Here is a 15,094-nt window from a genome sequence, read left to right on the forward strand (position 1 = left end):
GTTTCATTTTGAGACACGCGAAAGATACCATAGATAACAAATGCTTGATGACTCAGCCGGTCTGGTTCCCGAGGAAGACCCTGGCAAACGCCTTCAAATCGGGCGCCGCAGCATTGGGATCAAAATACTGCCTGTCAAAGTCTTGCATGTGTTTGAGTCGACTGGATGAAGGGCCGTCGCGGCGCAGGACGGCAGAAGCCGCTTGCCGCAGCCTGTCTGCGCGACCAGCCCTGGCACTGCGTCGCAATTCCCGGGCCAACGGATCAAAAACCCCAAAGCGACGCAGTGCCCTTGAAACGGCCAGTTTGTGACCGGACATTCCAAACCCCAAACCGGCCAAAAAAACTACAATGGCGGTTGCGGCCATTGGCCAACCCAACAGCGTTGCTGCTGGCGCATCTGCCTCTGCGCCGCCAAGGTTTACGTCTTCGATGGCCGTGCCATAGGCAATGCGTTGTGGTGAGATGACGACCTCTCGGGTTTCACGGGCCACGGTATCAAAGTAACTGAATTGTAAGGGTTCAACGATGCCGGATGTGTCGTTTGAAGGGCGTATGGTCCAGCGCCAGAACGCATGGGTGACCGGCCCTTCCGGGGTCAGTTCGACAAGCCGTTTCTCAGGATGCGGGAAGATCAGGGCCGAAGGCGAGGTCAACTCGGGCATGGGCGGGATCATCTCGGGCGTCGCGCCCAGAGCTTCCAGTCGAATGACGCGCAAGACCCCCTCACCCGGTGCAAGTTGATCCGGCGCATTCGACCACTGATCCGAAATCTGCAATTTGCGAACCGGAAACCACCACTCCTTGGTGGCCGGGGCTTGCGCCACCTGAATGGTCAGCGGCTCTGATTGAATCTCGTGTTCGAACCAGTCGTCATTTTCGTCTGTCAGGGTCAACCTGTGCAAAAACGGACCAATTGTAAGCTTGCCTGCCTCGACAGGATAGATCGCCATCCGTCGGGTGAACACTTTGTATTTCCGGCCATTGATCCTTTGCTCCGACCAGCTGTCCGGGCCCAGTTGCGCCCAGCTGAACCCATCCAGGCGGGGTTGGATCAGCTCTTCGCGCGTGATGTGCCGACGATAGACACCCCGGATCGTCAACAGCACCATCTCTTGGGTGAAGGGAACCGGGGCATTGTCTTCGATGGCAACTTCGATCAACGCCTCGGAGGGCAGCACTGTTTTCGACTGCGCCAAAACCTGCATCGGAAGTGCAATAAGAAGCAGAAACAGCCACTTCATTCCGGGTTCTCCGCTTCCGGAGGCGAAAGACCAAGCTTTTCCCGGCGCTTGTGTTCGTGTGCGATCCGTGCCGCCATGAACTCACCCGGAACATCGGAAAGCTGATTGAGCCAGCGCAGATCGGCAACCATGAACTTGTCATCAAAGATGCGGCGCACGCCCAGTTGCCCGCGACTGTCCAATTCCGCCAGTCCCAGCATCGTGTTCGCGTTCGTGACCTCACTGCCGGTTCCCGCCGCCCGCGCATTCCCGCGCGCGACAAAACTGTCGGCCTTGGGGCCGGATTTCCGTTCGGGGAAAAGGCTCAACGCCTCTGGGGTGATCTGCTGCCCTGCGTAATAGGCGGCCAGCACATCGAAATTCGCCTGGGCATCCAGGTTTCCCCTGGCCATGGCCTGATCATAGGCTTCCAGCGCAGCGGCCAATTGGCCGGTCCGGGCGTAAGCATTGCCGAGGTTGTACTGGTTCCCGGCGTGCTCGAAAGCACTGGCTGCTTTGTCAAAAACGCCCGCACGGTAGAAGGCAACACCTTGCCAGTCAGGGTCGGAAAACAGTTTTGCAGCCATTGGATACAGACCGATTGCCAATGCGACGCGGCCAAAAGGGGCAGCGCCGCCCAGCGCAAAGGCAACGGCAATACAAGTGGCACCTGCAATCGCGAACCACCTCATGCCCCTTCCCTCCAGAACAAAAACAGCAGGGGGAGCAATGCGAAATACAGCAAGTACCGCCCCAGATCATGCCAGAACAGCACCGGATAGTCCGCCCGTATCAAGCGGGTTGCGGCATCATCTGCCAGCCAATTGGCCAGATCATCTGACTGGTCCAAAGTGAAGACAGCGCCACCGCCGAGCGCGGCGTGGGTTTGGATTTGCGCAGTCGTGCGGTGAGCCGACACCAAGGACACGCGCACCCCTCGTGCAGCAAGCAATGCGACCCGCTGCAATGAGGGTGATCCCAGCCCGTCCCCGTCAGTGAACAGGACGACGTCCCCGGCCAGGATGCCCGCCCCTTCCATCCGCTGCAAAGCCAAAGCCAGCGCGCGTTCGGGTCGCGATCCCTTGTCCGGAACGGTCTGTCCATCGATGAGCGACAGCGTTTGACCCAATTGGCGGTGATCGGTGGTCATATCCGTGGCGACATAGGCATCGCCCGCGTAAACGATGATGCCGCCGGGGCGGGACCCAAGCGCTTTGACACCCAAACGCCCCATGCTCAGCAGTTGCGGCCAGCGGTCGCCTTCCGCCACGCTGTCAGATGCATCCACAAGGAACAATACGCCATCCAGATTGCGATAGGTCTGCGCGTCGCGCCGTTCGATTGCCGGGCCGGTCAGGGCAATCGCGACGATCCCGGCGGTCAGAAGCAAGGCAGCGGGTTTGAGCGGGAAGGAGCCGCCTTCGATCCGGCCGATCGCGGCCATCGCCTGGACAAGCTGCGGGTCGGTGATCTTGTCCCAGGCTCCGAACCCTCCGGCACGGGAAAGCAACCACCACCCTGCCCCGCAGATGACAGGCAGCAAAAGCCCCCAGACCGGTCTGAGTAAAGTGACATCCAGCTCAATCATCACGCTTGCCTCCACGCCGCCAACAGGGCAAGTGCGGCCGCCATTGCTGCGGGCCAGGTCCAGAATGATCGGTAGACCTCGGCCGTAAGGCCCGCGCTGTCCGTCGCTTCCAGCCGATCCAAGGCCTGAGTCACGTCGACAAGATCATCGGTGGTTTTGACGCGAAACGCTTCGCCGCCTGAAATTTCGGCAATGGCGCGCAGGGTTGTCGCATCGACGACGCCGCGCTCACCAGGTTCGGCGCTTTGCAGGTCTTTCGGGCCCAGAGCAATCGTATGGACCCGCACCCCCATCTCGGCCGCCAGTTCGGCCACGCCACCGGGGTTCGTGGCGCCCGCGTTGTTCACTCCATCCGACAACAGAATGACGACCCGCGACACCGCCTGGCTGTTGGCCAGGCGCTTCAAAGCAAGGCCCAGACCATCGGATATGTTTGTCGCACGGCCCGAGATACCGATCGTGGCCTCTTGGATCCGTCGCGCGACAGCCTCGGTATCGAAAGTGAAAGGCGTGGCGAAATAGGCTTCGGACCCGAAAACAATCAAGGCCACCCGGTCGCCGGCGCGGCGTCGGGCGAACTCGGATCCAACGCGTGTCACCGCCTGCAAACGGGTGATCTGGCGCCCATCGAGATAAAAATCCTCCCGCACCATCGATCCCGAAAGATCCAGAACAATCGCAAGGTCCCGTCCGGACACTTTCAGGGCGCTGACGGGTTGCAGTTGGCGCGGACCGGACAGTGCAAAAATCATGAGCCCCCAAATGATCCACAAAATCAGGAGGTCCGCCAAAGTCCGGGTCCTGGCCTGAGCCTGTGGGCTCGCCGCCATAAGCATTCCGCCTATGCGGTCCGGAACTGGGAACCCCCGCTCGAAAACCGGCCGCGGCTTGACCAAACGTGTGATGACAAGAGGCAATGGCAGCGCCAACAAGATCCAGGGGTCAGCAAGCTCAAACACGACTAGCGACCTCCTTTTGCAGGGTCGCCAGATCCGGTTCACCACCGGGTTGATAAAGATCACCCGTCAACTCTGCATAACGCGTCGGATTCTGAGCGCGCAGTTTGTGCAATAGAGCCACCCTGCGGCGATCCACGGACCACCCCGGTTGTTCAACAGATCGATCCGGTGGATCCGGCCGCCTGTTTGCTGCGGTCTTGACACTCAGCAACCGCAAGATGGCGACACAGCCGACCGAAGCCAGCGCCGCGATACCAAGAACAGCCGCGAATTCCGCAACCGCCCCACCTGCGGCCTCGGCGGGCAAATGGATATCCCGCAGGCTGGCCAGCATCGTGGCTTCAGAGAGTGCTTTCTCACTCATGCCACATATCTTGCCGCGAAAACCGACGAAATGCGACGAGAGGTTTGTTCGACCGGGTCACTGGCATTCAGGACAAGCGCAGGATGTGTTGCCACCTTCTGAAACGCAAGTTCGCCGGCAGGCTCTGCCCGGGCCAGATAGACCCGCTTTTGCCGCCCATCTGAAAGGCGGATCGGATACCAGCCTCTTGGCATCTCATGCGCTTTGCTTTCAGTCACAAGCAGCAGTCTGGGGGTGCGGCGATGATTGAGCCGGTCCAGCACGTCCGAAAAGCCTTCTCCCTGCTGATCAAAGCCAGACGCGATGATAATCTCGGCGCCCGTCGGCGTCAGGCGCTCAACGCCGGCAAGTGCCTGTTCCAGCGTCCAGCTTTCATCCTCACCTTTTTGCAGCGCGGTCAGACTGCGCGCATGAGCCTGAACCAGGCCACCGATCACATCCAGCATTCCGCGCGTTTTCCCTCGCAACGGGACGATGACGGGTGCGCCGGGGGTAAGCGCCAAAAGACCGACACGCCCGCCGCTTTCAACCATGAACCATCCGATCAGGGTCAAGGCTTCGGCGGCAGCGACTGACAGAAACGCCCGCTGGATGCCCCAGAACATCGGTGCACGAAAATCCGCAACCAACAGGGCGACGCGGTCCTGTTCCTCCTGAAACTGCCGGATATGCATACGCCCCGTGCGGGCGGTCGTTCCGCGATCCAAATGACGAATGTCATCCCCGTCCACATATTCGCGTACATCAGCAACCTCGACGCCCTGCCCGCGCTTTCGGGTCAGAAATCCTCCGGGCAGGGCCGTCATTGTCGGGTTGCCGCGGTCGGTCAATGCGATATGCCGCAATGCAATCAAGGCCTCGGTCGTCAGGCGAACCCCCGCATGTGCCAGCACGCCCGTCACAGCGGCTCGACCGCATTCAGAATGTCGGCCACCAACTCGCGCGGCTTTTTCCCATCTGCAACGGCTCTCCAGGTCAGCACCATGCGGTGGGCCAGCGCATCGGGCGCAACAGCGGCGACATCTTCAGGCAGGGCGAAATCCCGGCCCCGCAGATAGGCGCGCGCGCGCGATGCCGAGGCCAGGGCCAATGACCCGCGCGGCGAGACTGCGTGTTCAATATATTCGGAAAACGGACCTTCACGGGTGGCAAGCACAAGCCGTACGATATAGTCCCGCAATTCTGGCGCGACGTGAACCGACTGCGCTTCGGTGCGGGCAATCTTCAGCTCTTCAAGCGTCATCCGCTGCGCGTCCGGAGGCCCATTCCGGGTTTCGGCGATGACCAGATCAAGAATCTCACGTTCCGTTTCCAGATCCGGCAATGTCAGTACGACATGCAGCAGAAACCTGTCCAATTGCGCCTCGGGCAAGGGAAAGGTCCCATCATGTTCAATGGGGTTCTGGGTCGCCACGACCAGAAAGGGATCCGGCAGGGCGTATGTTTCATTGCCAACCGTAACCTGGTGTTCTGCCATGGCCTCCAACAAGGCAGACTGCACCTTTGGCGGCGCGCGGTTGATCTCGTCAACCAGCACCAGAGTGTGAAACACCGGCCCCGGAACAAACTCAAAGCGGCCTTCCTGAGGCTGGTAAACCGGTGTTCCGGTCAGATCAGAGGGCATCAGGTCAGGTGTGCATTGAATACGGGCAAAGCCGCCCTCGACAGCGTTTGACAGCCATTTGACCGCCCGTGTCTTCGCCAGCCCGGGCGGACCTTCTACAAGAAGATGACCACCTTCCAGCAGCGCGATCAAAAGAGAGTCCACCAGATGCGCGTGACCGATAAGCCCCTGCGACAGATACGCGGACAATCCCGCAATGGCGCGTGGCGGGTTTTCAGGCCTCGTATCCATATGTCCTCCCATAGCCTCTGAGGGCGCATTGCCTGCGCTCAGGCTACCCGGAGTCACCCGCCCGATAAAACACGTCAGATGGTATTACCTGGGCACACGAACCGAATTGGTGCAGCCTTCATCAAAAAGGGCTGCAAATCTGGGATTGGCCAGGGTTTCGTCCGCCTGCGCCCATAGCCGGTCATATTGGGCATCAATGTATTCGATAAAGCCGGGGTCTATGGTTTGATCCACCGGGGATTGCGCGACAGCATGCATCATGAAGATGTCAAACGCACAAAGACCGCTTGGGTTCGAATCCAGCAATGCGCGCATGAAGTCGTGCGAACTCCAAGGCAGGCGCTGCAAGTTTACCGGCGTTTCCTGCAATTTCGACAAGAACCCTGACGATTTGTCATATAGCAGGATGTCCATGCCAAAGGTGAAGGACTGAAACAGCTCTTCCAGCAGGATCGATTTGTGAAAATCCCTTTCCAGCTTGCTGGTTTGATCATGCGCCGGTTGTTTGACCACAATGTGGGTCCCCTGCCCCCGATATCCAAAAAAGGTCTGTGCCATCGCCGGTGATGTCACCACATAGTTTCGACCCGCAGGCAAACCAAGCTGGTGGAGTTCACTGAGCCAGTCGATATCTGACGAAAGGTCCCGATTGGGAGGGTACCCGGAATACAATCGCAAAACCACGGTTCGACCGGTTCCACAATCGCGCGCAGATGGGCCTGCGTAGCGCATGGGTGTCGGGTGGCCGAAGCTGTGTTTCAGCAACGCCCGAAAAGTATCAAGAACGACAAGCGTTTGCGGATGTGGTTTTTCACCAACCAGGCACAGGGCTGCACCGGCCTGATCGCGGCCATTGATGTGAACGGGGATCGCCATGTCGCGCCCCAGCATCGTGGACCGCAGCTCATACCCCCATCCTCTCTGTGCAAGTTCGATATAATCGCTCTTTTCTGCACAAAGCGCGCCTGCAAAAGCGACAATCGCCAATACTTGCAACAACAGATACCGCATTCAGCCCCTCTCAAAGTGACGCGCATTCTATCCGGGATACGGGACTCTCGCAAAATTCTTTTAAATCCGCCTGGATGGGAATAACGATCCTTTAAGCCCACCAGCTGAGCAACCTGCTGAACCGGGCAGGTTCCGGGCGTGAATTGATCCTTGGGGATCATGTTAACCAGTTCGATGTCGGCTAGGGCAGATGCAGCTGAAGAGAAAGACCTGAAACCCAACATGGGCCTGATGCGACGTTTGATGACTCGATGGTCCTGTTCCACGATGTTATTCAAACGCTTCCGCCTGATCATCTCGATTGGGATCGGGCAGCCAAAACCTTTTCAGCATTTTGTTGATTGCTTTGATACCGGCAGTGTTGGCCCGCTTTTGTCGATGACAATCTTCCGTGGCAAACCGTTCACCTCAAGCGCCCAAGAGAAAAACTCTGTCGCAGCGGTCTTATTGCGGCGCTTAGATAGCATGAGGTCCAGGGTCTTGCCGTGTTTGTTGATGGCCCGATAGAGATAAACCCACTCACCCTTCACTTTCACATAGGTTTCATCCATGCGCCATGAACGATCAGCGGCGCTTTTTGTACCGCGACGCATCCGCTACAAGACCGGCATATTGGTTCACCCATCGGTTCAGAGGTGCGTGATCCAGTTCAACGCCACGTTCCGCCATGATTTCTTCCAGATCCCGGTATGAACACCGTATCAGAGATAGAAGAAAACAGCATGCAAAATCCCCTCTTTCGGAAAATGCGCGCCCTTGAATGAGATCGTCATGGTTTGCTCCTGTCATTTTGAGCACACGCTACCAAAACGACGCTTGATCTGACAGGTGGGAACAGTGTTTGCGAAAGAGCCGAGCTGGACTGCAAATGTCCAGGACGGTTGACTAAACCCTTTTAATTGCAGTTTCAATTTGACCACAAAACTTATCAATATCGCGCTCCAGCATATCGCTTTCTCGGGTCTCATCTCTGACTGCGGATAGTTCATCTACAACAGCCCGCGCTTTCTTTTCTGGAGCCGCTTCAGCAATGCGCACCAAAGCTCGAATAAGGGCGGCCGTCACGAGGCCATTGCCCCGAGCGGCGCGTCTTAGAGCTGGCATCGAGTCGTTAAACAACGACTCTGCCGTGATGGATGGGTAAACCACCCGCACGGCTCCGTCGTCATCTCGATACACACCCGTGCAGAGCTTGGACGACCACGCACGGGCCAGAGAGGCCGACAGACGGTCGATGCAGACTATTGCGGTGAACGTGTCGTTGACACCCGGCGACAATGCCCGAAGTGCGATTTCAACGAGAAGATGGACAGAAAAACGGATATCTCCGTTAGGGTCTCGCGCGGGGATCAACGGAGCTGCCGCCGGCACCAGATCATTGAGATTCTCATCAATATCACCATAAACATTGGCCAAAATGTCCGATGGAACCATAAAGTCACCAGGCTGCACATCAAAAACGACGACTGCTCCTGCTTGTTTGGCCGCATGCACCAGTTCTTCGGTGTTGATCGAGTTCACATATCCGGTGCCCGAAGCCGGGACCGGGCGCTTGTCTCCCTCCTCAGGAATTGCCTCTGAGGATGGAATATCTGCACTGTTTTCGATCGCGGTGCTCACTTGGCGATCCAAGGCTTCAGAAATCCGCGCCGCCTCCTGATCAATGGTTACGCGCGTCGATACTGTATGGACGAAGAGCAGCAGCAATAGAACTGAGACGATCGAATAGATTATGCCAACCACCACGGCTAGGTTCACTGATGTGTCATCGCGTACTAACCACAAGATCATCAAGCTGTATAAAAACGTTGCTCCAAGTGAACCAACTGCAATCTGGTTTACCCTGTCTTCGCCAAAACGCTGCAAGAGCCTGGGGCCAATAGATCCTGCTGCCAAAGTGTAGACCAGCAGAACAATGGAATAGACCATGACCAACGCGGACATGGATGCTGCCGAGATTGCGCTCAGTACATCGCTCGCAGTGCGATTGGAAACGCTGAGCCAATCGGAAGCGGACCAACCCCAACGTACGAGCGCTTGCTCGGTCTTGAAGACAATCCCAGCCACCAAAAGCCCTGAAAGACTTATGGCAGCAGGGATGGTTAGGAACCCGCGAAAGTATCTCACTAATTCTCTGGGTGTTTGCATTCCAGTCCCCATTCACAACACGCGCTTTCTTGACGAACCCTGCTTTACGCGAACCGGTCGGCCGCTTTTTTCAAAGCACTCTGCATGTCATTCCATGCAGCCTCGTAGCCCTCTTTGACGTCTTCCCAGGCCTCGTCGCTGGTCGACTTCAACTCTTTCAGCTGAGCTTCTGCGTCAGACCTTACCTTGTAGAGCATGCTGAGTTGTTCCTCGAGCTCGATCTTGGCATCCGCTTCCGCCACTTTCAGCTTGGCTTCAAGAACATCAATCTGGGCATTCCAACTATCCAGTTGCAGCTGTGCCTTTTTCTCGTACCCAACGCGTGTCATCGTTTTTCCTTTCTTCGCAAACTGTGGTTCAGATCGACGGGAGCCGCCCACTAGGCCGCAACAATCGCCTTGAGCATCCAGACTGCTTCTTCATGCTTCGCCATCCTGGCGTTCATCAGATCCTCTGTAGCCCCATCGCCATAACGGGCGGCGGTCGCGGCAGTCTCACGCAGGTTCCGGGCAATCGCTTCGTGGTCTGCAACCAATTGTTTGATCATGCCCTCCGCATCTTTGACCATCTCTTCTTCGGTCAACTTTGCCTGACTAACCATGTCAGTGAACGAAATCGGTGCCACCTGACCCAACGCGCGCACACGCTCGGCCAATTCATCAGCGGCCTCGAACAGGTCACGATACTGACGCTCTGTCAGCTCATGGATCGGCAGGAATAGTGGGCCCACAACGTTCCAATGTGTGCCTTGGGTTTTCACCATCAGGATCATTGTATCGGCCAGTATTTCCGTCACCGCGTTGGCGATCCACGCATTTTTGTCGATGCCTGTATCGTTCGTTTCTTCCTGAACTTCAGACTTCAATACTTGCTGTATCATATTCACTCCGTTTCGTTGCTTATGGAGTAAAAACTAAGGGGGACACAAAAAATTACAAATAAAAACATATACTTATTATGGGTATCCGACGCATCATGGGGTGCTTCATGATCCTGGGTATCCTGCCCCACATGCCAATATTGATGTAGACACGCAGGCCCAATGCCATACATGCTTGGAGTAACTGACGTAAGCTACTGAGGTCATGCCAGTGTCTGATCAAAATCGACCACCAAAGCGCACCGAAAAACTGCAACTGATGCTCGACCTCGAAGAGCTTAAAGTCATCGATGATTGGCGGTTCGAGAACAGACTGCCCTCCAGAGCGGCCGCCATTCGAGAACTCATCCGTCGCGGTCTGATTTCCAATGAGTTTGAAGAACCACCGACTGATGCGCCTTCCGGCGAGTTTCGTGTTGTGGATGAATGACAGGAACATTCACAGAGCCCCGCGCGAAAACCATTTTTGATTAAGGTGATGTTCAATTCTCACCTTCGCGCCGGTAGTTGACCAGCCTAGCGCGCCGCGAACACATTGGGGACGACTAGGAAGGGCTGTCTTCAGAATTAGTTCTTGGCGCCAGACTATCCTTCACATCGGGGCTGGCGCCCAGCCCGCTCTCGGCGTCAGCAAGCGAAATTGCCTCATCTTCACCGACAGCAAGGACGGCAGTTTCAGGCGTAACCACCCTTGCCGGAGCGCTGACGCGAAATGCGGTCTTGTCACTTTCAGGTACGGCTGACTTGGCCATAATCCGCCAGAACGTAAATACAATCATGAGGCAATGCGCTGCCACAGTTGTCATGAACAGGCCCTGTGGCCCTAACCCAGTCATTGCTACACCTGCTATCAGCGGCCCGACAATCGATCCCAGCCCGTAGACCATCAGCAACCCACCTGAAACCTGAATCGAGGTGCCCGGCGTAGCATGGTCGTTCGCGTGCGCAACGATGATTGGATACATCGCAAAAATTGCAGCGCCGAACATCCCGACCAAAGCAAGGTTCATGACGCGCGACTCCGGCGCAAGAAGGACGAAAGCCAGGTCCGAAGCGAGAGCCACACCCGCTGTAAACAGCAAGACTTTACGCCGGTCCATTCGATCACTTGCAAAACCAATCGGGACTTGCGCAAAGGCTCCGGCTAAAACCGGAATACTCGCAAACAAAGCAATTGCAGTAAGTGATAGCCCGACGCGATCCGCATACACCGCAGCAAGCGTCCCAAATGCTGCATTTGAAATGCCAACAAGAAAGACCGCGGCAACCGCAACTGGTGAGTTTCGCCACAACGCCGGCAGGTCGAGACGCACAGATGTCAGGGGTGCGGGCGACTCAGAGGTTGACAGGGCTGTTGGTATAAGCGCCAAACAATAGACCATCGCACCAATGGCAAAGAAGATGAAACCTGTTGCATCTCCCAGTGAGATAGCCATCTGACCGGCTGTCACCGCACCCAGGTTAACCATCGTGTAGACGCCAAAGACTGTACCACGCGTATTGGGTTCAACCTTATCGTTGAGCCAGGACTCGACGATCATTGCCGCGCCAGCAAAACAAAATCCTGAAATTGCGCGCGACGGTATCCAAGCCCACGATTCTACTACCACAGCCTGGAAAAGGATCGTTACGGCGGCAAGAGCACACATTACGCCGAAGGTTCGAATATGTCCTACTGCTCCAACAAGCCTTGGTGCAACAAGGCATCCTGCGACATAGCCAACTGCCCACCCCGTTCCCAAAAGGCCCAGAGAGCTGGCGGAAAAACCCTCGAAAGAGCCACGAACGGGAAGTATCAGACCATGGACACCACCTGCGAACAGAAGAAGCCCCGAACCAAGAAGTAACGCTGATATCGGTAAGAGCTGTCGGAACATCGGGTCCAGCCTAATGTCAAACTGAGAAATGAGAAGCTATTTTGCTCGCAATAGCGATTTGGCGAAGGTGATCAAGGCTTTCTGTACAGCAGTTTGGTCAACCTTTGGCAATCTACTTTCGCTACAACCAATTCGAGAGTTTGAATACGACGTAAAGTGCAATTCCGATGGCAACCGACGCCAGTGTCAGCGCCCAAAACGCAAAGGGCGCACTCAAGCCGGGCATGCCAGCAACATTCACGCCAAATAGACCAGTCAGAAATCCAAGTGGCAGAAAGATCGCGGCCACGACAGACAAGAGATAGCCGTTTCGAGCAAGCGCATTCGCGTGTTCGGCGTCCATTTGCTCCTGAAGGGCAGTCAAGCGATCCCGACTTGCGTCCAGTTCCTCAAGTGTACGGCGAGTGCGGTTCGCGGTTTCATTGACCAATACGGATGCGTCGCTGTGAATTACGCTACTTTTCAATGAGGACAAAGCGTCGAGCGCATCGCGTTGCGGGCTGATATAGCGCCGAAGTTTGATCACCGTTTGCCGCAATCGCGCAATGCTCTCTGGTTTGATTTCATTTCCTGAAAGTCCAACCTCTTCGAGAGAGTCTGTCTCGTCTTCAAGTTCAAGGGAAACAGCCTCAATCCGCTTTGTGAGCCCCGCAGCAAGTTCTGCCAAAAATGCACCGACACTTTCCGGCCCCGAACCGCTTTCGGCTCTTAGACGAAAATTGTCTGCTGCCCAGACTTTGCGCACACGGGCAGATACGATAGTTCTTTCTGTGGCCCAGAGCCTTAGTGAAACCATATCCTCCGGAGACGCGTCAGGGTTCAAGTTAACGCCGCGTAGGTTCAGGATGATGCCATCCTCGTGCAGATCACATCGTGGTCGCGTTTCGGATTGAAGCAATGCTTGCGCGGCTATGTTTGGCAGTTGTTCGGATGCCCATTGCCTCAAGCCGCTGTCGGCGAGGTCGAAATGAATCCAGCGGTAGCCGTTTTGCTGCCTTGCGAAGGGTTCTGGCCAATCTGAAGAGACAGGGACTGCTTGGCCCGCTACTATATCAAACGCACAGATGGGAGTGACTGTTTGTGTGTTCATTGGCGATCCTATTTTGCGTCGATTGGGAGGCCAATGCATGCCAAAGACTGCGCGCGGACAATTCCCTTAACTGGACGGACCATAAATGGTTTAGCGACCTATGCCACTATTGGTTACGGGCAGAACAAGGCGCATTGAACACTGAGAATTCCAAAACGCGTTCATCTTATGAAAGGTATCAGGTGAGCGATCAATCCGATGTGTGATGGGTCATTTCCCTCTGCGCTTCCAGTTCAGATTTATCATCGTCGTGAATACGCGCGAGGATTTGCACCGAGTGCACATTGGAAAAGGCCAGAACAAGTTTGATGTGTGTCCCAAGCCCTCTTCAAAAACTCTAAAGCTGAGAACCGATGGGCAGAATACCTAGAAAGCCGGCGACTATGTGATCCCAGGCAGAACCCGTCGGTTCTGAGCTATATTCGAGGACTTTGCCATCTGCGTCCCGTGTGCTCCATTTTAGCTGCCCTGCCTCCTCCAGCGTCACGCGATAGGTATATGCCGACAGTGCTTCGTCCAAAGCGCCTAAGGTTTGAATGGTCAGAGCTGGCGAGTCGATCAAAATGCCCATTTCTGTATTGATGTTGACCGAGCGAGGGTCCCAATTGAACGAACCGATGAACAGATACCGGTCGTCCACAGCAAACGCTTTAGAATGCAGGCCAGACCGAGACTGAGCCCAGTTAATACCACGACGTTGGACCTGATAGGCGTCCGGCCGCAATTCATAAAGCTCAACCCCGCTACGCAGCAATGCTCGGCGTTTCTTTGCGTAGTGCGCGTAGACTGGTGCGACATCGTTTGAAGCCAGTGAGTTGGTTACGACTTTGACGTCGACACCGCGGTTTTCTAGTTCGTTCAACCACCTCACGCCATTGTTGCGTGGCACGAAGTAAGCAGAAACGATATTCACCTCACTTTCAGCGCTTTCGAAATACGGCAACAGTTGCGACGCAAGAATTGGACCTGAGTTCTCAAGCCCCGCGGCCTTGGAAGGTGGATCGACGTAGAGTTTTGCGGGCACCCAATCTAGTGACAGCGCGCCGTCTGCAAAGTTTTCCCTCGCCGATTTTCTCAGGGCCGCGCCGTACCGGGTTTGTTTTGCTTCCTCTACCAATTCACTCAACCTGTTTCTCGCTTCGCTAAGTGTGAAGTCTTCGGGTTCCCCGACAACCACGCGGGCCGGAACAGCGAATTCACTGTTCCAGTATGCGTCAAAGCTCTGCGATACTTCATTCACGACGGGACCGACGGCCAATACGTCCAAATCTGCATAGTTCATTTCTTCCCGTGCCAGAAAGTATTCGGCCCCGATATTTCGACCGCCTACAATCGTGAACACGTTGTCTGCGGTCATCGACTTGTTATGCATTCTGCGATTGATGCGTTTGAAATCCGTTAGTCCGGCAACGACTAGGCCTTGGTCACGCCAGAAAGGATTGAACAGGCGGATTTCAATATTCTCATGGTGATCCAACGCGGCTGTCATCGCGTCATAACCGGATGTATCTATGTCATCCAACAGCAGCCGCACCCGCACGCCTCGATCCGCAGCCTGCAAAAGGCTAGCCGCAAAAAGGTGACCTGTCGGGTCGTTGTGCAAAAGGTAGTATTGAGCGTCAATCGTTCGCTCAGCCGCAGCAGCCAACAAAAGTCGTGACACCAGAGCTTGCTCACCGTCACTGATTAATTTGACGCCTGAACGGCCGTCTTTGGGATCTCCCAGCCGATTGGCTGCTAGAGCCAATTCAGTGGTTGTGGCGGCAGGTAACGAAGTCGTTACCGTTTTTTCATAAATGCGAACTTTAGGAGCGCAAGCGACGAGAACAAGCGTGCAGCAGGCACAAAGAACTATAGTCCATGACTTCATCGGTTTCCTCCAGCAGTCACTCTTAAGTGACTACGCTTGAGGTCAAGATTGCAAGTTTGTTCTATAAAACTTCAGGAGGTTTCATCGCATAGTGAGGATTTAACGAAACCTTGGTCGTCATCCTGTCCATTGGGGTCAAGACCCATTGATTTCAGCGGGGTTGCGTGTTTCACGGTTCGAAAAACGGGCGGTGAACATGTCTGATCTGTTTTCGCTGACCGACGCCCAGA

15 protein-coding genes and 1 pseudogene are annotated in these 15,094 nt (G+C 55.7%); 1 reads left to right on the forward strand and 15 read right to left on the reverse strand.

The annotated features are described in order from the left end of the window. Positions 1-52: 52 nt before the first annotated feature. The 12 genes and pseudogenes from ACR0FB_RS05735 to ACR0FB_RS05790 form a co-directional block, all read right to left on the reverse strand. Positions 53-1,243, reverse strand: coding sequence for a hypothetical protein (locus ACR0FB_RS05735; RefSeq protein ID WP_480620448.1), 1,191 nt, complete (start codon positions 1,241-1,243; stop codon positions 53-55). Beyond that, on the reverse strand, positions 1,240-1,914 hold the full coding sequence (locus ACR0FB_RS05740) for a tetratricopeptide repeat protein (protein ID WP_171637199.1): 675 nt from the start codon (positions 1,912-1,914) through the stop codon (positions 1,240-1,242). Before ACR0FB_RS05740 ends, ACR0FB_RS05735 begins: the two co-directional genes overlap by 4 nt. Next, the gene (locus ACR0FB_RS05745; RefSeq protein ID WP_480620466.1) at positions 1,911-2,810 is read right to left on the reverse strand and encodes a vWA domain-containing protein; all 900 of its coding nucleotides are present in this window, start codon (positions 2,808-2,810) and stop codon (positions 1,911-1,913) included. The genes ACR0FB_RS05740 and ACR0FB_RS05745 overlap by 4 nt, the downstream gene beginning before the upstream one ends. Beyond that, positions 2,810-3,562, reverse strand: coding sequence for a VWA domain-containing protein (locus ACR0FB_RS05750; RefSeq protein WP_245218212.1), 753 nt, complete (start codon positions 3,560-3,562; stop codon positions 2,810-2,812). Before ACR0FB_RS05750 ends, ACR0FB_RS05745 begins: the two co-directional genes overlap by 1 nt. A gap of 199 nt (positions 3,563-3,761) precedes the next feature. After that, the gene (locus ACR0FB_RS05755; RefSeq protein ID WP_171723927.1) at positions 3,762-4,133 is read right to left on the reverse strand and encodes a hypothetical protein; all 372 of its coding nucleotides are present in this window, start codon (positions 4,131-4,133) and stop codon (positions 3,762-3,764) included. Further along, the gene (locus ACR0FB_RS05760; RefSeq protein ID WP_348539550.1) at positions 4,130-5,026 is read right to left on the reverse strand and encodes a DUF58 domain-containing protein; all 897 of its coding nucleotides are present in this window, start codon (positions 5,024-5,026) and stop codon (positions 4,130-4,132) included. Before ACR0FB_RS05760 ends, ACR0FB_RS05755 begins: the two co-directional genes overlap by 4 nt. Before the next feature lie 5 nt (positions 5,027-5,031). Beyond that, complete coding sequence (locus ACR0FB_RS05765) at positions 5,032-5,988, reverse strand: AAA family ATPase (protein ID WP_171205901.1); 957 nt, start codon at positions 5,986-5,988, stop codon at positions 5,032-5,034. Positions 5,989-6,072: 84 nt separating this feature from the next. Beyond that, positions 6,073-6,999, reverse strand: coding sequence for a hypothetical protein (locus ACR0FB_RS05770; protein ID WP_171723928.1), 927 nt, complete (start codon positions 6,997-6,999; stop codon positions 6,073-6,075). A gap of 158 nt (positions 7,000-7,157) precedes the next feature. Beyond that, a pseudogene (locus tag ACR0FB_RS05775) lies at positions 7,158-7,592 on the reverse strand (IS6 family transposase); the annotation flags it as partial. A gap of 292 nt (positions 7,593-7,884) precedes the next feature. Further along, on the reverse strand, positions 7,885-9,147 hold the full coding sequence (locus ACR0FB_RS05780; RefSeq protein ID WP_171723929.1) for a DUF2254 domain-containing protein: 1,263 nt from the start codon (positions 9,145-9,147) through the stop codon (positions 7,885-7,887). Positions 9,148-9,191: 44 nt separating this feature from the next. Further along, entirely contained in the window at positions 9,192-9,476 is a 285-nt protein-coding gene (locus ACR0FB_RS05785; protein ID WP_171637212.1) for a sll1863 family stress response protein, read from the reverse strand. A 50-nt stretch (positions 9,477-9,526) separates the two neighbouring features. Then, positions 9,527-10,027, reverse strand: coding sequence for a Dps family protein (locus tag ACR0FB_RS05790; RefSeq protein WP_171723931.1), 501 nt, complete (start codon positions 10,025-10,027; stop codon positions 9,527-9,529). A gap of 211 nt (positions 10,028-10,238) precedes the next feature. Here ACR0FB_RS05790 and ACR0FB_RS05795 point away from each other — a divergent pair, with 211 nt between their 5' ends. Next, positions 10,239-10,457, forward strand: a complete 219-nt coding sequence (locus tag ACR0FB_RS05795) for a hypothetical protein (RefSeq protein WP_171636968.1) — start codon at positions 10,239-10,241, stop codon at positions 10,455-10,457. Between the two features lie 115 nt (positions 10,458-10,572). On the opposite strand, the gene ACR0FB_RS05800 is transcribed toward ACR0FB_RS05795, so the two are convergent. The 3 genes from ACR0FB_RS05800 to ACR0FB_RS05810 form a co-directional block, all read right to left on the reverse strand. Further along, a complete protein-coding gene (locus ACR0FB_RS05800) occupies positions 10,573-11,904 on the reverse strand; it encodes an MFS transporter (protein ID WP_480620450.1) in 1,332 nt (443 codons plus the stop codon). Positions 11,905-12,025: 121 nt separating this feature from the next. Next, positions 12,026-12,994, reverse strand: a complete 969-nt coding sequence (locus ACR0FB_RS05805) for a zinc transporter ZntB (protein ID WP_480620452.1) — start codon at positions 12,992-12,994, stop codon at positions 12,026-12,028. A gap of 337 nt (positions 12,995-13,331) precedes the next feature. Continuing rightward, positions 13,332-14,864, reverse strand: a complete 1,533-nt coding sequence (locus tag ACR0FB_RS05810) for a phospholipase D family protein (RefSeq protein WP_209835412.1) — start codon at positions 14,862-14,864, stop codon at positions 13,332-13,334. Positions 14,865-15,094: the final 230 nt, after the last annotated feature.

Source organism: Ruegeria sp. P10, from assembly GCF_056534925.1.